At 69.3% G+C, this 18403-nt stretch carries 11 protein-coding genes and 1 pseudogene; 7 read left to right on the top strand and 5 right to left on the bottom strand.

The genetic code is table 11. The features are described from left to right. Window positions 1-28 precede the first annotated feature (28 nt). The 4 genes from AB0M92_RS22305 to AB0M92_RS22290 all read left to right on the top strand — a co-directional run bounded on the left by AB0M92_RS22305 (window position 29) and on the right by AB0M92_RS22290 (window position 4981). On the top strand, window positions 29-973 hold the full coding sequence (locus AB0M92_RS22305; protein ID WP_366104013.1) for a LysR substrate-binding domain-containing protein: 945 nt from the start codon (window positions 29-31) through the stop codon (window positions 971-973). A gap of 492 nt (window positions 974-1465) precedes the next feature. Beyond that, a complete protein-coding gene (locus AB0M92_RS22300; protein ID WP_366104012.1) occupies window positions 1466-3061 on the top strand; it encodes a prenyltransferase/squalene oxidase repeat-containing protein in 1596 nt (531 codons plus the stop codon). After that, the gene (locus AB0M92_RS22295) at window positions 3045-4337 is read left to right on the top strand and encodes a cytochrome P450 (protein WP_366104011.1); all 1293 of its coding nucleotides are present in this window, start codon (window positions 3045-3047) and stop codon (window positions 4335-4337) included. Before AB0M92_RS22300 ends, AB0M92_RS22295 begins: the two co-directional genes overlap by 17 nt. 50 nt (window positions 4338-4387) lie before the next feature. Further along, window positions 4388-4981, top strand: a complete 594-nt coding sequence (locus tag AB0M92_RS22290) for an HAD family phosphatase (RefSeq protein ID WP_366104010.1) — start codon at window positions 4388-4390, stop codon at window positions 4979-4981. A gap of 653 nt (window positions 4982-5634) precedes the next feature. Here AB0M92_RS22290 and panD read toward each other — a convergent pair. From panD to AB0M92_RS22275, 3 genes are all read right to left on the bottom strand, one after another. After that, on the bottom strand, window positions 5635-6078 hold the full coding sequence (gene panD / locus AB0M92_RS22285) for an aspartate 1-decarboxylase (protein ID WP_366104009.1): 444 nt from the start codon (window positions 6076-6078) through the stop codon (window positions 5635-5637). Window positions 6079-6480: 402 nt separating this feature from the next. Then, window positions 6481-8448, bottom strand: a complete 1968-nt coding sequence (locus AB0M92_RS22280) for a B12-binding domain-containing radical SAM protein (protein WP_366104008.1) — start codon at window positions 8446-8448, stop codon at window positions 6481-6483. A gap of 816 nt (window positions 8449-9264) precedes the next feature. Further along, window positions 9265-11613: an amino acid adenylation domain-containing protein gene (locus AB0M92_RS22275; RefSeq protein WP_366104007.1), complete on the bottom strand. Its 2349-nt coding sequence runs from the start codon at window positions 11611-11613 to the stop codon at window positions 9265-9267. Window positions 11614-12194: 581 nt separating this feature from the next. Here AB0M92_RS22275 and AB0M92_RS22270 point away from each other — a divergent pair. From AB0M92_RS22270 to AB0M92_RS22260, 3 genes are all read left to right on the top strand, one after another. Continuing rightward, window positions 12195-13403: an aminotransferase class I/II-fold pyridoxal phosphate-dependent enzyme gene (locus AB0M92_RS22270; RefSeq protein ID WP_366104006.1), complete on the top strand. Its 1209-nt coding sequence runs from the start codon at window positions 12195-12197 to the stop codon at window positions 13401-13403. 416 nt (window positions 13404-13819) lie between these two features. Then, entirely contained in the window at window positions 13820-13942 is a 123-nt protein-coding gene (locus AB0M92_RS22265; RefSeq protein ID WP_366104005.1) for a hypothetical protein, read from the top strand. Then, window positions 13935-15239, top strand: coding sequence for a condensation domain-containing protein (locus tag AB0M92_RS22260; protein WP_366104003.1), 1305 nt, complete (start codon window positions 13935-13937; stop codon window positions 15237-15239). The genes AB0M92_RS22265 and AB0M92_RS22260 overlap by 8 nt, the downstream gene beginning before the upstream one ends. Window positions 15240-15490: 251 nt before the next feature. Here the strand turns inward: AB0M92_RS22260 and AB0M92_RS22255 are convergent, their stop codons facing one another. Together AB0M92_RS22255 and AB0M92_RS22250 are read right to left on the bottom strand one after the other, a co-directional pair. Next, window positions 15491-18145, bottom strand: a complete 2655-nt coding sequence (locus tag AB0M92_RS22255; protein WP_366104002.1) for an amino acid adenylation domain-containing protein — start codon at window positions 18143-18145, stop codon at window positions 15491-15493. A 4-nt stretch (window positions 18146-18149) separates the two neighbouring features. Beyond that, a pseudogene (locus AB0M92_RS22250) lies at window positions 18150-18402 on the bottom strand (hypothetical protein); the annotation flags it as partial. Window position 18403 lies beyond the last annotated feature (1 nt).

The following is an 18403-nucleotide window of genomic DNA, read 5'->3' as shown; positions in this document are numbered from 1 at the left end:
GAAGGCTCTGGATCTATAGTCCACGGATATGAGTGAGCTGGAAGTGCGGGAGCTGAGGTACTTCATCGCGGTCGCCGAGGAACTGAACTTCAGCCGGGCCGCGCAACGCCTGGGGATGGCGCAGCCCCCGCTGTCGAAGGCGATCGCCCAGATGGAGTCGCGGCTCGGTGTACGCCTGCTGGAGCGCACCACCCGGCAGGTGAGGCTGACCACCGCCGGTCGGGTCCTGCTCGACCAGGCCCGGATCGCGGTCGACGCGGTGCACGCGGCGGCCCGGCGGGCACGCCGGGCCGGTCAGCCGGCACCCCGGCTCGTCGTGGCGGTCAAGCCGGCAGGCGACGGCGGGCTGCTGCGGGAGATCCTCGCCGCCTACCGGGAAGCGGGTTCGCATCTGCCGCCGCCCGAAGTCGTCGTCGGCGGCAGCGGGGAGCCGGTCGCCATGCTGCGGGACGGCCGTGCCGACGTGGCACTGCTGCGCAGCCCGTTCGACGGTCAAGGGCTGGATTCCCAGACGCTCGTGGTCGAGCCGCGGCTGGCCGTCCTGCCCGCCGCGCACCGCCTGGCCGGACGCCGGAGACTGCGCCTGGCCGACCTCAAGGGCGAACCGATCCCGCGCTGGAAGGGGTCCTCCCCCTCCAACACCGCCTACTACACGGGATCCGACGGGGCGGAAGCGGGCGACGGCCACACGGGCTCGGCGCCCGTCGAGACTCCGGAGGGGCCTCTCGTGGCGAGCGTCGAGCAACTCCTGGAGGTGGTCGCGCTGGGGGAGGCGGTGGCGTTCCTGTCACGCTCCACCACCGAGCGGTACCGGCGCCCGGACATCGCATACCGGCCGGTCACCGGCCTCAGCCCCAGCGCGGTCATGGTCGCCTGGCCGGAGACCTCGCGGTCCGCGGCCGTCGCCGCCTTCGTCCAAGCCGCCCACGACGTCGCCGCCCGGCACCCCGACCACATGACCGCACTGGCGTGACCGGTGTGAACCGTCACCACGTTCGGCATCGGGTCGGCACGGGTCCCGGCAAAGCCGACCCCAGCCGGTCCGGCATCTCACCCGCGCACCGTGCACGAGCGCGTCAGCACCCGTCGCCGAGCCTGATCCCCGCCGCGGCGGCCGCGTGGACGGCGTACAGCTGGATCAGTTCCCCGGGGCACCAGCAGCGCCGCCGTCACGGTGCCCGGCGTGACGGCACGCGGGCGCGCCGTGCCGTCGCTCGCGGCCGGGGAGGGCGCTCGGGCACGGTGGGCGCGCCGAACGGGCACGGCCACGCCCGCGCGTCGGCCGTGCGGAACGCACCACCAGCTGGCCGGTTTCAGCGGTATCGCGGCTGGAACAGCCGGTTTTGCGTGGGGCAGATCACCTGGGGGTATCTACGGTCCGTCTTGATCGCACAGCGGCCTGTCTCGCCGGTCAGGAACGTCGGCCGGCCCTGATGCGCGGCCCAGTAGGACGAGGAGCACGACGATGGCCAAGGACACGTCCGGGGCAGCGGGCCCGGACTCGACCGCGTCAGCCGAGCCGGGCCCGCGCCGGCTCGGCGCCGCGCGGGCTCACGTGGTCGCGCGCCTGAGCGCGGCCGTCGGCGCCGATGGCGCGGTGCGGCGGCCGTGCGCCAGCCGGACGCTGGAGTCGGCGTTGCTGCTCGTGCTGCTGCGCCGGCACGGGGGTCTGGCCCGGCAGGAGGAGCAGCTCGTGCGTTACCTGGCCGCTCCGCAGGCGCAGGCCACGGGGTTCGACGCCGCTCTGGCGCAGGCGGTCCTGCACGGCCGGACCGTGGACACCGATGTGGTCGCCGACGAACTGCTGGCCGGATTCGACCACTTCTCCGTCAGCCGCAAGCGTCTGCTCTTCGACGTCTACCTGGCCGTTGCCGGTGCGGCTGCGTTCCAGCCGTCGATGCTCCGCCCGGTCCGCACCGCCGGTCCGGGCGAGGACAACACGGTCACCTGGATCGAGATGATCATGCTCAGCGTCCGGGTCCTCGTCGCGCACGGGCTGGGCTCGGCCGCGGAGATCACAGAGGGGGAGAAGGGTCGGCTACTGGATCTCCTGGGCTCCAGCCGCGCTCCGGTGTGGGAGAACTACGCCGCCGCGCACCTGCTGGCGCTCCTGGCCGTCCAGCACCTGACTCCCGGCCATCCGCTGGTCGACACCGGCGTCGAGGCGCTGGTGGCGTGCCGGAACTCCGACGGCGGCGTGCCGAGCATGTCGAACCTTGACGTGTTCAACACCGGGCCGGCCGGACTGGCCCTGGCCCGCGCGAAAGCGGATCCGGCACTCCTGTACCGCATGTCCGACTACCTCCTCACACAGCAGATGCCGGACGGCGGCTGGGCGTTCGGGGAAGACATGCGCCACAGCGACGTCGATGCCAGCTCCTACGCCGCGGCCTGCCTGGCCACCGTCGACCCCGTCCGCCACCGATCCGCCCTGGAACGCGCCGCCGGATACTTCCGCGGCATCGTCGGCCAAGACGGCGGCTTCCCGACGTACATGGCCGGCGACCCGTCGGAAGTCGGGATGACCGGTGGCGCGGTCAGCTCCCTGGCCTGGGACGGGGTCGGAAACGCCGATCTGCTGCGCGGTGCGGCGCGCTACCTGCTGGACGCCCAGCGCGAGGACGGAACGTTCGAGCGGAGCTGGAGCCTGAGCGAGGCCAACACCATCTGGCGGGCGCTGTGGGCCCTGTACTCGATGCCCGATCCGACCCGCACGACTCTCAAACAGCGGATCGCCGACGCCGGCGCCGCCTCCGGCCGATTCCTCGCCCAGGCGCAGAACACCGATGGCGGCTGGGGCCACCGGCCCGGGGACGCCAGCGACATCGCGAGCACCTGCTACTCCCTGCTCGCCCTTTCCTCCATGGGCCGGCGCGTCGGTGCGGATGCGGCCGTGCGCTCCGGCGTCACCTACCTGCTGGCGCACCAAGACTCCGACGGAGGGTTCACCGCGCTGCCCGATCAGGTCGCCCCGCGCCCCCTGCTCTTCGACGCCCCCGTCTTCTCCGACATCTGGGCCCTGCTCGCCCTGACGAGCTGCGACAGTGACTGGAACTGGTGAGGGTCCGCTGAACGAGACACGGCTGGACACTGCCGGCACACCTCCGAGCGCCACGGCGGGGCCGGGCACCGGGCCGATCCCCCTGCCGGTCGACCGGCCCGGCCTTCTGGACCTCCCGGCCGATTTCCGGCTGCTGCGCAGCGACCTTCCGGTGGCGCCGCTGGCATTCCCCGACGGGCCGCCCGGCTGGCTGGTGACCCGCTACGACGACGTACGGGCCGGACTCGCGGATCCGCGGCTGTCCTCCCGGCGCCCTCACCTGAACTCCCATGTGCGGGCCAGTCTCATCACCTCCGAGGAGATGACCGCACTACGCCCCTCCGACCTGCTCACGAGTGACCCGCCGGAGCACACCCGGCTCCGACGGCTGGTGACCGGGCAGTTCACCGCCCGCCGCATCAACCAGCTGGCCCCGCGCATCCAGGCCATCGTCGACGAACACTGCGACGCCCTCGCCTCAGGCCCGCGACCCGCCGACCTGATCACCGCCCTCGCCCTGCCCGTACCGTCCCTGGTGATCAGCGAACTCCTCGGCGTGCCCTTCGCCGACCGCGCCCTCTACCAGCGCCTCACCGCCGAGCTGCTCTCCCTGGAGCGGACACGGGAGCAGCTCCTGGACAGCAAGGCGGAGATGAAGGCGTACCTCCTCGGTCTGGTGCAGGCCAGACGGACCGCGCCCGCCGACGACCTGCTGTCAGGCCTCGTCCAGGCGCAGTCCACCGGAACGCCGCTGACCGACGACGAGATCGCCGCCCTGGCCCAGCTCATCCTCATCGCCGGCCACGAGACCACCGCCAACGTGACCGGCCTGGCAGTCTTCCACCTGCTCCGCCCGCCCCGCCTGTGGGACGCCCTGCAACAGCGTCCGGACCTGATCGACGGCGTGATCGAGGAAACCCTCCGCATCGCGACCGTGCTGCAGTTCGGCCTGCTCCGCGTGGCGGCCGAACCCCTCACGATCGCCGGCCGGCCCATTCGAGCGGGCGACCGCGTCGTCCTCCACCTGCCCGCCGCCAATCAGGACCCCGCCCGGTTCGCCGATGCCGGCCGCTTCGACCCGGAACGCCTGAACGCGGGCAGGCACCTGTCCTTCGGCCACGGTCCCCACCACTGTCCGGGCGACCAGCTCGCTCGCGTCGAGCTCCGCATCCTGCTCACCACCATGCTGCGACGCTTCCCCGACCTGCGGCTGGCCGGCGACCCGCAGAACATCCGGGCCCATCGGACCAGGGTCGTCCACGGCCTCGTCGAACTCCCCGTGGACTTCACACCATGACGGGCGGCCCGCACGTCCCTGCGGCCCCTGAAGCGAAGGAGGCGTCCCCCGTGGAGGCGACGACAGGCGATGGTCACGGCCCTTACGCCGCCTACGCATTCGACTTCGACGGCACCCTGGCCGACACCGCCGCGATCAACCACGGCTCGGTCCGGGCCTCCCTCGCCGCTCACGGCATAGCGGTCTCCGCCGCCTGGGTGGCTGCCGAACCCGTCTTCACCGCCGCGGAACTCCGCCACCGACTGCAGATCGCGCCGACCGCCCTGCCCGACGACACGTTCGTCGCAGCAGCTCGGGCCTACTGGTTCGCGAACACCGACCGGATCAGACCGATCACCGCCGCCGCCACCGTCGTCCGCACCGTCGCGCAGCACTCCGCGGTCGCGGTCGTCTCCGCCAACTACAGCGACATCGTGCGCCACGGTCTATCGGTCGTGGGCCTCGACGACCTCCCGTGGATCATCGTCGGCCGCGACGATGTAGACCATCCCAAGCCGGCTCCCGACGCCTACATCCGCGCCGCCCAGCTCCTGGAGGTGGACCCCCGCCGATGCCTCGCCCACGAGGACACCGACGCCGGCGTCCGGGCGGCCACGGCAGCCGGCATGCACGTGATCGACATCAGACACCAGCCCTGGCAATGAACCTCCGAGCACGTCGCGCGGGTGTCGAGCCCCCGGTTCGGCCGGATCCGCCGCGTCCTGCCGGCCAGACATGACGACAGGAGTGGGCACGACAGGACGGCCTGCCCTCGGCCACCTCCGCCCAGCCCGTCGCCGACCGGACCGACCGCTACGGCACCTGCCTGCCGGCCCCGGACACCGACGGCGAACACGTCTGGGTGGGCTCACCGCTGCGGGTGCACCGCCGCTGCGAAGAGCCGATGTTCACGGTCGGCAACGAGGTCGCATACGACGGCCTCATGGTCCACGGCACCAGAAGCGAGGCGTTCCCCGATGCGGAACGGGACGGCCTGCTGCCCAGCCGGTGGCTGACGGAGTTCCACCACCTCCGCGACCGCGCCACCCCTGGCCGCCGGATGCCGAGTAACCGCCGACGAATCGGCGGAGCGGAGGGCCATACGCCACTCACCACACGACACCACGAGCCGCCACGCGGGCCCATGGCGCTGTCGCGTGCGAAAAGGCCTCGCGAGTGAACTCGCCGACGCCGTCCCCGGGCAGAGCCCGAACGGCAAGCGGCTCAAGCGGCATCGACGGGGCCGAGTCCCCCCTCGCCCCCGCCCCCGCGGTGCCACGCAGGTCCGGTCGGCGAAGAACCAGGCACCCTTGGCGCTCTACCGGCGCGCCATGTCCTGAGAGGAAGGAGGAACGATCCTGTCGCCACGCAGGAGTCCGCTGCCCTCTGGGGCCTCCGCGGGGTCATGGCCGGCACTGAGGATTCGGTTGTCCTCGTCAACGAAGACGACATGGGGCTTCATGTCGCGGGCCTCTTCATCAGGTACCTGTGCGTAGGCGATGATGATGACGAGATCTCCCGGGCTGATGAGTCGCGCAGCGGCACCGTTGATGCCGATGATCCCTGTGTTCCTCTGCCCTTCGATGACGTAGGTGGAGAGGCGGGACCCGTTGTTGATGTCGACGATGTCGACCTTCTCGCCGGGCAGGAGATCCGCGGCCTCCATGAGGTCGGAGCTGATGGTGAGCGAACCCACGTAGTGGAGGTCGGCCTGTGTGACCGTGGCTCGGTGGATCTTGGACTTCATCATGGTGCGATGCACGGCGGTTGATCCTCGTCGTTCCTGATTCAGGCAGCAGCTGGGAAAACGGCTGCGGTATGTACGTATGATCTTGGTCAACAGGCCGGCCGGCTCAGATGGTTGGAGCGCACCCTGATGACATCACACCGTCGGATATCGCCAGCACATCGCCGGTCAGAGCCGGCAGTTCAGTCTCGCCGATATCCAACCCGGCCCAGATTTCGGGCACGTCCTCGCCCGCCAGCTCGGCTCCATCGATCCCGCGGACGACCTCGCCGGCCGTCGTCCTGCAGCAGCGATCGAGCCGCGTATCCCGATCAGCGGTCGAGTCGTCACGGGGCTCCGGGCGGCCAAGTCCCTTAAGCCATCCAGCGGCTCAGCCCTCACAGCCGTGCCCGGGCCTCTGGGAGCATTGAGATGTCGTCATAGTCCAGCGTGGACGTGCTGGAGACTGTCGGACTGCTCTTCCTGGACAGTGACTACGGCAGCATCATTGCGGGCCCCACCCCAGCGTTTCTCGGTCTCCCTGTGAATGTGCCAGATGTCGTCCTCGGTGAGGAGGACGGAGACAACACCGGGAAAAGCTTCCTCGAAATAAATATAGGGCTTTCGGTTGTCGATGCGCGGGGAGTGGTAGTCGAGTTGGTCCTGCATGCCGTGCTGGCGCGTGACCGGTGTCGCGGGGTGATAGGTGAGTATATTCGGGCTGGCCAGATCGATCAGCTTGTCGTCGACGAGACGGCCCACCTCATGGATGGTCTCGTCGATACTGGCCCGTGTCTCACCGTCGAGGCCGAAAAGGACGGAAGTTCCCAGCTGCAGGTCCAGCGCCTTGACGAGGGCCGCAGCTTCCCTGACCTTTTCCCTCCAGGGCTTCCGTTCGTCCCGGCGGATATTCTTGTGGATGTTGTTCATGACTTGCGTCGACATGCTCTCGATGCCGATGTAGATGTAGCTGCATCCGGCATCCTTCATCTTTCGCAGGATCTTTGACGACTCCTCAGCCGAATGCAGCGCGACGAGGGTGTCGACGGTCAGCTGAGCACCCCACTGGAGGTCGCGCAGCCGCTGGACATCGCCTTCATCGTGAACGAATCTGCGGTAGCGCGGTTCGAGTGACCCACTCTCGTCCCGGCGGATCCGGCCGAGCTCGTCGCAGAAATTCTCGATGTCCCGGTAACGACCGCTCCAGAAGACGGAGTCGTCGAAGAAGAGCGACTCCGCTCCGTAGCTGACGTATTCACAGACCCGCTCCACCGCGACACCTATGGCATCGTTCTTGAACCGCTTGAGCCCGGAGCCAAGCTGCGACGACTCGGAGCAGAAATTACATCGGTACGGACAGGCGTTGGATACCATGAAGTGCGCGGTGCGCATCACCTCCCCCGTCCCGGGGCGAGTGAAGATGGGAAATCGGGATCGGATCGCGAACGCCTCGTACGGCGAGGGTAAAGTCGCGAGGTCGAGCGTGCTGCCACGGAGCGGAACGGCGTCGAAGGTCTCCCCCGCCGCCAGGACGACGACCGAGGTGCCGGGCACGGGACCCTCTTCAGCGAGCAGCCCCTGCAGGCACGGCAGAACCAGGTCACGGTCCACCCAACGCCGGTCGAGATCGGTGGCAAGGGCGAGGGCCCGCATGAGCAGGTCCACAGCGAAGTAGGCCTCGCCGCCGACGACGGCGTCGATCACCCTGGGAGCCTTGCCCTCCTGAATGACTGCCACCGTGCTGCTGGGTTTGAGCACGAGCGCCTGGCCATCGGGAGTGCACGTGATGGTCTCGTCCGCGTGACGGCCTCCGAGTATGACGAAGGCATCCGGGACCTCGCTCTTGACCAACCTCGCGATGTCGAGCGCGTAGCGATGCGCGGGTGACACGGCGCTGATGAGCACGACCCTGGGCTGGACCTCGCGCAGTAGCCTCAGCCATCTCGTGCGCGCGGCGTCGTCCCAGACCCGGGGGTCGAACACCGTCTGGTCGGTGTTGGGCGACGTGCCGTAGGACCGGTAGCCGTCGTCACTGGCGGAGAGCCGGTACTCCTTGGACGGGAACCGGGTCCACTCGGGCGCGAGGTCGCTGTAGTGCACGGCGTCCTCCAGCGGTCCGGCGTCCGCCACAGCACGGTGCACGGCAGCGCTCAGCGCCGTATAGAGACACATCGGGTCGCCCGGATAGGTGATTTCACCCTCGGATTGGGTCATGACGGGCGCCAGTACCGACAGCACAGGGAAATAGCGGGTGTCCGCTTTCGCACTCGCCAGGTCGTTCAACAGCCTGCGTCTGCGCGTCAGACGCCGTTCCCGGAACGCGTCCAGATCGGACATTTCCCCGGGGCGATGCATCTGGATGCCGCCGCCCCCCGAATGTATCTTCTGAATAGCGTGCGTGGCCATCAGTCCTCCGGATTCTGGTTCTTCCGGGATCTTATCCCCGAGCACGGACATCGACGACGCAATTATTCCGGCGGGCCATCGATGGACATGCCCGTCCTTCTGTCTCCCCGAAAAGCACATCACAATCCGTCACGGATTGGGACATCCTCAAAGCCTGGCCGCATTCTTGTGACGGTCCAGCAGCTCTTCAATCGAGGGGCCACCCGGCACGACCTCGATTTCCCCGTTGATCTTACTCGACCTTACTAGGTCGAGTCTTCGGATGTCACGTCCGAATCACTCCTCAATCATTCACGTGCGCACGCCGGCGTGAGGGCTTCGACCAGGATTTCCGCGAACGCGAACTGGCCGACCGAGCCGAGCGGTTCCGGGCCTGGCCGCCCGCCCCGAAGCCTGCGGGCCACCTCCCGCCCGCGACCAGTGGTCCTTTCCCAACCTCAACCAGGAACCGGACGAGGGCTCACGTTCCGCAGCAGTTGTCGAGGTGTCCCGTCGTCGCTCCGTGCCCGTGCCAGTGAGCAAGCCCCCTCTCTGACCACGCAGATCGCGCGGGCGGGCAACCCGGGCTGTAAGACGGCGATGTGGGTGAGGGGCCGGCGGGACGGCCTGTGGTGCGACGAGAACTTCACGGGCCGGCACCCGCGCGACGGACGCCCGGGCATCTGGCCCGCCGAGTCGACCGCCGTCTGCGCGCTTCCGCTGCCGCTGCCGCTGCCGCATCGATTTCACGTAAGCCCTGACCATGGTGCTGGACGATCCCGGCTTCCACGCCGACGACGAGGACGGGGAGCGCCGCTACGGCTGAGGCCCGTCCCGTTACGCCGCGCCGCTCTGCCCGGGGTCGGAGGTCCCCGCCACGGGCAGAGAGGCCGTGGCCTGGAGATACGCGGCCAGGCTCTGCAGCGTCGGGTGGCGGTACAGAGTCACCAACGTCAGCTCGGGCACCTGCGCCATACTGCGCATGGCCTTCATCGAGTCGCCACCCAGGGCGAAGAAGTCGTCGTCACGCCGGATCGCTTCGATGCCCAGGACCTCCCGCCACGCCGCAGCGATCCGCTTCTCCCACGGATTACTGGGCTCGGCCCCCACGGGTACGGTCCCGCCACGGCGCTCCTCGTGCGGTGAGGGGGCCGTGGGCAGTGACTTGCGGTCCAGCTTCCCGTTGGGGCTCAGCGGCATGGCCGGCAGCACGAGCACAGTGCCGGGAACCATGTGCGCCGGGAGGCTGGCCGCCAGGCTCCTGCGGATGTCCTCCGGGTCCAGGACTTCGCCGTCGCGCGGCACGGCATATCCGACCAGGACCGGGACCCCGACGGCATCGGTCTGTGCGGTCACCGCCGCTTCTTTGACCTGCGGATGGTCGCGGAGTACGGACTCGATCTCGGTCAGCTCCACCCGCAGCCCGTGAATCTTCACCTGGAGGTCGGTCCGGCCGATCAGTTCGATCAGTCCGTCGGCACCGAACCTCGCCAAGTCGCCGGTGCGGTACAGCCGCTCGTCGACCACGGTGCCATACGTCCACTCGATGAATCGCTCGGCGGTCAGGGCGGGCTGGTCCAAGTAGCCGAGCGCGAGGCCGACGCCGGCGAGGTACAACTCGCCTGTCACACCCGGCGGAACGGGCTGGAGTGACTCGTCCAGGATGTACGTGCGCTGATTGGCCATCGGGCGCCCGTACGGAATGCTCCTCCAGGTCGGTTCGGTGGCCTCGACCTCGAATATCGTCGAATAGATCGAGGCCTCGGTGGCCCCACCGAGGGAGATGAACCTGGCATCGGGCGCGGCTCCGCGGGCGCGTCCGGGCAGCTTCAGCGGGATCCAGTCTCCGGCGACCATGATCAGCCGCAGTGCGTTCACCGGCGAGGGCCCGCCACCCCCGCCGCGCTCGACATGATCGAGTACCAGTTCCAGCAGCGCCGGTGCGGTGTTCCACACCGTGACGCCGTGGTCCGCCGCCAGTTTGGCCCAGTGCGCCGGATCCTTGGCCCGACCGGGCGCAGGAAGGATGAGCGTGCCGCCTGCCGCCGTCATCCCGAGGTACTCGTAGACCGACATGTCGAAACTCGGGGAGGACAGGCCGAGGACGCTGTCGCCGATACCCACGGCGAAGCGGGAGTTGAGATCCTCGATGTTGTTCACCACGCCCCGGTGGCGCAGCGCGATCGGCTTCGGCTTACCGGTGGAACCGGAGGTGTGGATGACGTAGCAGAGGTTGTCCGGCCCGGCCTGGGCCTTCGGATCGTGATCGGGCTGAGCGGCCAGGGCGGCGCTCTCGCGGTCCAATAACACCAGGAGTTCCTGCCGTACGGAGTCCTCCCCGGTCAGAGCGGCAGCGAGCTTGCCATGGCTGATCAGAGCCACGCAGGAAGCACCGGTGATCATGGTGGACACCCTGGCCCGCGGATAGACGGGGTCGAGTGGCACATAGGCCCCGCCGGCCTTGAGTACCCCGAGCATCGAGATCAGGAGGTCGGGCGAGTGCTCAAGGTAGAGGCCGACGCGGTCGTCGGGGCCGACGCCCAGGTCCCGCAGATGGTGTGCCAGCCGGTTCGCCGCGACGTTGATCTCCTGGAACGTCAGCCGGGTCGTTCCTTGGATCACGGCGACGGCCTCGGGCGACCGCGCGGCCCGCTCCTCGAACGCCTCGTGCAGACAGCTCTCCTGGCGGGACAGCTGGACGGCGGTGTCGTTCCATTCCGCGAGGATCCGGTGCACCTCGGGCCCGGTGAGAATCACGAGATCCGCCAGCGCCTGGTCCGGCCGGTTCGCGCCGTCCTCAAGCAGGTTCTGGAAGTGGGCGAGCAGCCGGTCGCCGGTCGCCGTGTCGAAGAGCCGCTCGTCGAAGTGGAGAGCGGCCGACCGGGACGCCGCCTCGGCCACAGGCAGCACGAGTTCGACCTCGTACGGCTGATCGCCCTCGGTGGCCCGATCCGCACCGAAACGTACGCCGATGCGCGCGGGCTCCTTCCCGGGGGCCGCCACGGTGCCGGCCGCACTGGTCAGTCCGCGGAGCGTGCTCTGCCCGGTGACGGAGAAGCGGAGCAGCGAGTCCCCACCTCCTTCGCGGCGCACGTGGAACTCAACCTCGTTCTGGCCGGAGTACCGGTACAGCAGGGCGGCGAAGCCGGCGAGCAGCACACTCTCCGGGGCGGTCACACAGGACACCGCCACATCCCTGACGGCGCTGCCGAAAAGACCAGGAATGTCTCGGCGTACTACCCCCGTGCAACGGGGCGCGTCGACACCACGTGGCCGGTCCGCAGGGATTTGGGCGGCATGGGAGGACAATTCCTGTCTCCTGTCACAGATTCTCGACATCGCAGATGTAATTCGACTGTGAATATCGGATGGGCGCACGTGCGCACCGACTGCCGGGCCAGGAAGCTCCAAGCTCTGCGAGCGACCAGCCTCAGCGTCTGATCCGGGCCGAGGAAGGCGCTGTTGGCGACATTAACGGCGCGTTGCGGACGCCGCAATATGGCCGACGTCACACGTCGCGGCCGAAGGCTGCCGCATAACCTTGTGTGCTCCCCTCATAGGGCAACCATGACGCACTCGGGGAACTCCCCCTGTGGCCAACAGGACTGTGGGGATGCGACTGGAAGGCCGGGGGGATCCACGGGAGTTCGCCGAGCGATCGGTTTCCTTCCGCAGCCTTTCCGTACCAGCCTCCTCTCCGTCGTGCGGCACCGCACCGACATTGGTCCGCACAGCGCTGTGCCATCCAACCAACACGGAACAGGACTATGAACGCCGACACTTCGTCAGCTGCTCTCGACTCCCTCGATCTGAGCCGCCTGTCACAGCGGGACGGGGAGAAATGGGCTACCGCGGGCGACGGCATGCTGGCCTCTTGGGTCGCGGACATGGACTTTCCGATCGCACCCGCCATACGCCGGGCCCTGCTGCGCCGCGCCGACGGCGATCTCGGCTACCCCCCGTGGTTCGACGAGAGCCGCGGTGGCCCGCTCGGCGAGGTGTTCGCCGAGCGGACGCTGCACCGGTACGGCCATAGGCCTGATCCCACGCACGTGCGGCTGTTCACGGACATCAACCAGGCGATGCTCGCGACGCTTCAAGTCGCCACCGACCCCGGCGATGCGGTACTTCTGCACACCCCCGCATGCCCGCCGTTCGTCGATGTCATCGAGAAGATCGGCCGCAGGGCGCTGACCGTTCCGATCCAGGAGGGCGAGGACGGGTGGCAGTTCGATCCCGCGCTCATGGAGCGGACCGCGGCGGACGAGGGCGCGGGGCGCTGCCGCGTGCTGTTCCTCGTCAACCCCCACAACCCCACCGGCCGGGTGTTCCGCCGTGACGAGCTGGAGTCACTCGCGGAACTCGTGCTCAGGTTCAACCTGTTGGTGATCTCCGACGAGGTGCACGCGGATCTGACCCATGCCCCGCACCAGCACACTCCCTTCGCCTCGCTCAGCCCGGAAATCGCTGCCCGCACCGTCACCCTCACCTCGGGGAGCAAGGCATTCAACCTCGCCGGGATCCGCTGCGCGCTGGCGCACATAGGACCGCAGGCCGTACGGGATGGCGTCGACGCCCGGCGCGGGCTGCTCTTCGGCCAAGTAGGAGTGCTCGCGGTCGAGGCACTGAAGGCCGCCTGGACCTCGGGCGATGCCTGGCTGGACGAAGTGCTGGCCGTCTTGGACCGGAACCGGCGGCTGCTGACCGAGCGGCTCCCGGAGGGCATCCGCTGCCGGACTCCGGAGGCCACCTTCCTGGCCTGGCTCGACTGCCGGCAGCTGGACATCGGCCAGGACCCCATGCCCTTCTTCCGCGACGAGGCCAAGGTGCTCCTCTTCTCCGGTCCGGCCTTCGGAGCTGGCGGCGACGGATTCGTACGGCTCAATTTCGGTACGTCCCAGCAGGTCCTGGAAGAGACCCTGGAGCGTATGAGCGCCGCGTTGCGGCGGCGGGGACGTGTGGGAGAACCGCGTTAGCCTGGGCATGCGAGCCCGATCTCAATCGAACCCGTGGATCACGTCTCGCACGGTGTCCTCGTCCGCCCGGACGAAGTGATCTGCGCCACATTGATCATTTTCCCGGTACCGCTGTAGCGTGGAAGACCCGTTGAGGCAGGCCATGCGTCCTGCGGTCGTGAAAACCGGACGGATCCGACCATCTCCGGTGACCGTGGCGGAAGGTGACGCAGCGAGGGATGTCGGCTCGGGATTCCTGGAGAACGGCGGGGACTCATTCCGCGTGGCCCGGGAGCCCGGACCTCAGTGCCCGAGCCCGGGACCAGCGACCGCCTCGTCCGGCAGCTGCTGCAACCCGATGAGCGCCGCGCCGGTCGGCATCCTGGTGGAGGTCTGGGCGATCCACCGGCATCGGCCTGCGTCGGACCCTTCTCGCCTTGGGTGCGAGTTGCCTCGTCTGGGTCCTCATCGCCCTGCGCAACCGCGAGCTGCGCGACGTAGAGGTTCCGATCAGCACCAACAACCCCGCAGGCGCGGACAAGGAGCTTTCCTGTGACTGACCACGCGACGGTACGGGTCCAGCCGGCCTCCACTTTGGAAATGCAGCTCTGGCTCGGTGAGCAGATCGACCCGGCGAGCCACGCCGGCTGGGTCCTCGCCCAGGTCCGCGTCGACGGCCCGCTCGAACTCCCTGCCCTCGACGCAGCGCTGTCGGCAGTGGCGCGCCGCCAGGAGGCGCTGCGCACCGCCTTCGTCTTCGAGCACGAGCAGGTGGTCCGCAAGGTCCTCGCGGAGCCGGTCGCAGAGCCGCTGCTGCGCCTCGGGGCCGGCACCGGCTTCGAGGAGGCGGCCACCACCCTGCTGAACGCCGACACCTTCGATCTCGCCGCGGGCCGCGTCTACAGGGCCGCGGTCGCCCCGGACGCACAGGGCGCCACCGTCTTCCTGGCGGTCCACCACATCGCTTTCGACGGTCTCTCCCAGGAGGTGTTCGCCGCCGATCTGGCGTGCGCCTACGCACGGGCCGTCGACGGAGCCGCGACCGATCTGCCCGTACTGGAACGAGTGGAGGCCGCAGAACTCACACCGGTGCAACACGCCGAACTCGCGACACACTGGCGCGCCTTGCTGGCTGGTTCGGCCGACCTTCCCACCCCGGACGGCGGCCCGGCACCGAACCAGCACGAGCTCGCCGTGGGTGGGTCGGCCGAGCTCCGAACCACCTGTCCGCCCACCACCTGGCAGGCGGTGCGCGAGCAGGCCAGGCGCAGCGCCTGCTCACCCTTCGCGGTGCTGCTGGCCGCGTACGGCCGTGCTCTGGCCGAGATCACCGGCGGCTCCGACTTCTGCATCGGCACACCGGTGGCCGCCCGCTCGGCCGGGCAGGAAGACGAACTCGGCTGCCTGATCAACATCCTGCCGGTGCGGATGCCCGGGCTGTCCGGGCCCGGGGTGGTCGAGCGGGTCTGGGCCGCCGTGCGGGAGAGCATCCTGGGCTCCGCGCTGCCCCGTTACGAAATCGTCCGGGCCGTACACACTGTCGCCGGTGGTCGGATGCCCGTCTACCAGGCGCTATTCGCCTTCGAGAATTGGCGGCGCGTCGAGCATGCGGCCGGTCCGGTGCGGATGCACGCCGTTCCGGTGCCGCCGGTCGGCGCGGTCGCCGAGATTCAGCTCCAGGTGTGCGAACTGCCCGACGGGACCCTGAAGTGCATCGTCCAGGCTCCGCTGACCGGCTCCTGGCCGCAACGGCTCCGTGATCTGCTGCGCGCCTTCGACAGCCAACTCGCCGAGATCGCCCCGTCGGCCACGACGTCGGCCACGCCTCGCTCCTTCTCCTCGGAAGCTCCCGCATGACCACCGCGTTCAAGGTCGCAGCCGGTGCAGCGGAACCGGTGGCAGCAGGGCTGTCCGCCGGCCCGGGCCTCGCTGACTCGCCGCAAGGTCCGAAGGGGGCGACGGCGGCCCTCGCCGACCGGTAGTGGTGCAGTCGGGTGTGGGGACTGCCTGAACCGGTATTTCCGGCCCCCGAAGGGCTCCCGGGCCGGGACTGCCGGCCTACGGCACGTTGCCGTAGGCCGGCGGTCCAGACACGGTCGGTCGTCCCCTCATCCGTCGGATCCGTGGGCCAGCAGTTCGGCGAAGGCGGCCACTGTCGGGGCCTTGAACAGGCTCGGGACGGTCACTTCGACACCCAGCGCCTCACGGATCCGGGCCACCAGGCGGATCGCGTCGAACGAGTTGCCGCCCAGTTGGAAGAAGTCGTCATGGATCCCCATGCCGGGTGCGGCAAGCACCTCGGCGAACAAGGAGCAGAGCAGCACCTCGGTCGTGTCGCGCGGAGCGGCCGGTCTCCCGGTCGGCCGTCGCCGGGGCGCAGGCAGTGCCGCCCGGTCGAGCTTGCCGTTGGCCGTCAGGGGAAGCGCGTCGACGATCACGAAGTGGTCCGGAACCATCTGCGGCGGGAGCCGGAGCTCCGCTTCTCGCCGCACGTCCTGGACGTACAGATCCGGAGACGACCAACCCGGCCCGCGGTGCGCCGGTGCGGCGCCCTCCCCGCCACCGGAGGCCGGCCGGCCGCCGCGGACTGCGTAGAGGGTGACCAGACCGGTCTCGGAGAGCATCGCCAGCCCGTCGACGGTGACCCGGTACCCCCGCTCCTCCAGTCGGCCCCGGATCCAGTCGATCCGGCCCGGGGCGTTGTGCGCTTCGATCACCAGCTGGCGGACCAGGTCCCAGTGCTCCTCACGGAGCCCCAGAAGCACCGCGCGTTCGCTCTTCTCCGCGTCGATCTTGAGCAGGTCGATCCGTTCCACACCGGTCTCGTCGATGACGTCCGACAGCGTGCGCAGCTCGCAGGTCACTTCGGTGTGTTGCAGCCGCTCTGTGAGCAGACCGTCGAGATCCGCCGCACTGCTCTGCGGAAGGGCATCCCGCATCGGCTGCTCGTTGCGGACGAAGGCCTCCAGGACACCGCGCTCCTCGGCGGTGTCACCGAATCGCCCCGACATTATCGAAAGCTGCGGATAGTAGGTGAACGACGCCGTACCCGCCGCTTCGGCCAGGCCGCAGGGGAACAGTCTGGCGTCTACCCCGTGCAGCCGGGTGTTGAGTTCGAGCATGCGGAACAGCTGCGGAATCGGCTCGAACGAATGGACCACACTGCCGGGTCGGGAGCGGGCCACCGCGAGCGAGAAGAACCCGATGTGCGCGCCCACGTCGAAGACGCAGGCGCCGGATTCGGGCAGCGTGATCCCGTGCCGCAGGTACTCCCCCTCCTCGAAGATCTCGCGGTACAGGAAGTCCGCCTCCGACCGGTTGGACGCGACGACGGCCATGCCGTTCGGCAGGGTCTGCAGGTCCTCGGGGTCGAGGAGCCCCGCTTCTTCAAGGCGGCACAGGTTCCGCAGCGCGGCGGCCTCGTCGGGGTCGGGTACGAGGTAGGCGGTCAGCCGTGTCTCGCCGGCCTCGTCGGGCCTCGCGGCCACCACTGCGTCGGCGACCGCGGGGTGCCGGGCCAACGTCGCTTCGATCTCGCCGAGTTCGATGCGCACGCCTCCCACCTTGACCTGGTGATCGTTGCGGCCCAGGTAGTGCAGGACCCCGTCGGGGTCCCGCCGGGCTAGATCCCCGGTTCGGTACATCCGACTGCCTTCAGGGCCGTGGGGGTCGGGGACGAATCGCGCTGCTGTCAGCCCCGGCCGGTTGACGTATCCCCGGGCCAGCTGGACTCCCGAGATGTAGAGCTCGCCGGCCGCCCCGGGCGCGGCCTGGTTCAGTTGCTCGTCCAGAACGTAGAGCCGGGTGTTCCGCACCGGGGTACCGATCGGCACCGGGCCGGGTGGGTCGCCGGGGCCACAGCGCCAGTAGGACACGTCCACCGTGGCCTCGGTGGGCCCGTAGAGGTTGTGCAGCTCGGCGTTCAGTAGGCGGATGAACCGTGACCGCAGATCGGCCGAGAGCGCCTCGCCGCTCGCGAACACCCGGCGCAGCGAATCACATCGGGCCGCCGTCGGCTCTTCGAGGAAGTGTCGCAGCATGGACGGGACGAAGTGCACGGTCGTGATCCGCTCCGCCCGGATCAGCTCGGCGATCCGGGCGGGATCCCGATGCTCGTCCGGCCCGGCCAGGACGAGGCGCGCACCGACGCACAGCGGCCAGAAGAACTCCCACACGGAGACGTCGAATCCGGCGGGGGTCTTCTGCAGGACGTGGTCGTCGTGGCCCAGCGGATACTCCGCCTGCATCCAGCGCAGGCGGTTGACGATGGACTCGTGTGACACGGCCACCCCCTTGGGCCGGCCGGTGGATCCCGAGGTGAAGATGACGTAGGCGGTGTTCGACGGGTGCAGCGGGGGCCACCCGGTCTCGTCCGCCCCGGGCGCGCCCTCCTCCGACATCCGCCGGACGTCCTCGCTGTCGAGCATCAGCACGGGCCGTGCGTCGTCGGTCATCTCCCGTACACGCTCGGCGGGCAGCAGCGGATCGACCGGAAGATACGCGGCCCCGGCCTTGTGCACCGCGTAGAGGGCGACCACGAGTTCCACGGACCGCGGCGCCGCGACCGCCACGATCGTTTCGGGCCCCGCCCCCTTGGCCATGAGCAACCGCGCCAGTCGGCCGGCCCTGGCATCCAGCTCGGCGTACGTGAGAGTTGCGTCGGCGCCGACGAGCGCGACGGCGTCAGGGGTACGGGCCACCTGGGCCGCAAACAGATCGGGCAGAGTCTCTGCCGCCATGTCGTGAGCCGCGGTGTCGCTCATGACGTCACTTCCCATCGTTGTCGAACTGACCGTCGGACCGAACAGGCACCGACGAGGCCGAGAAAGATTCGTCGCCCCGCGGCGGACCCGCAGGTGCGTATGGCTTGCCGGGGACTCGGCTCCCGCCGTTCCGCGACCGCCACGGCTCGCAAGTACGGTCCGCCCGCGCCGACCGACTCATCGCGGGTGCCCGACTCGACGACGCGGCCGGCCTCCGGGACGGCGGCGCGGTCCGCGGGGTACACGGTCTGCAGCCGG

It is taken from the genome of Streptomyces sp. NPDC051582 (assembly GCF_040681715.1).
Taxonomy (GTDB): Bacteria; Actinomycetota; Actinomycetes; order Streptomycetales; family Streptomycetaceae; genus Streptomyces.
Note: the sequence above shows the minus strand (reverse complement) of the source record. Positions and strands in the feature narration are given on the sequence as shown.

Excerpts from the sequence above, each read along its gene's own strand:
- AB0M92_RS22255 (WP_366104002.1), bottom strand. The coding sequence starts at position 18,145 with ATGAGCGACACCGCGGCTCACGACATGGCGGCAGAGACTCTGCCCGAT.
- AB0M92_RS22305 (WP_366104013.1), top strand. The coding sequence starts at position 29 with ATGAGTGAGCTGGAAGTGCGGGAGCTGAGGTACTTCATCGCGGTCGCC.
- AB0M92_RS22270 (WP_366104006.1), top strand. The coding sequence starts at position 12,195 with ATGAACGCCGACACTTCGTCAGCTGCTCTCGACTCCCTCGATCTGAGC.
- AB0M92_RS22280 (WP_366104008.1), bottom strand. The coding sequence starts at position 8,448 with ATGGCCACGCACGCTATTCAGAAGATACATTCGGGGGGCGGCGGCATC.
- AB0M92_RS22300 (WP_366104012.1), top strand. The coding sequence starts at position 1,466 with ATGGCCAAGGACACGTCCGGGGCAGCGGGCCCGGACTCGACCGCGTCA.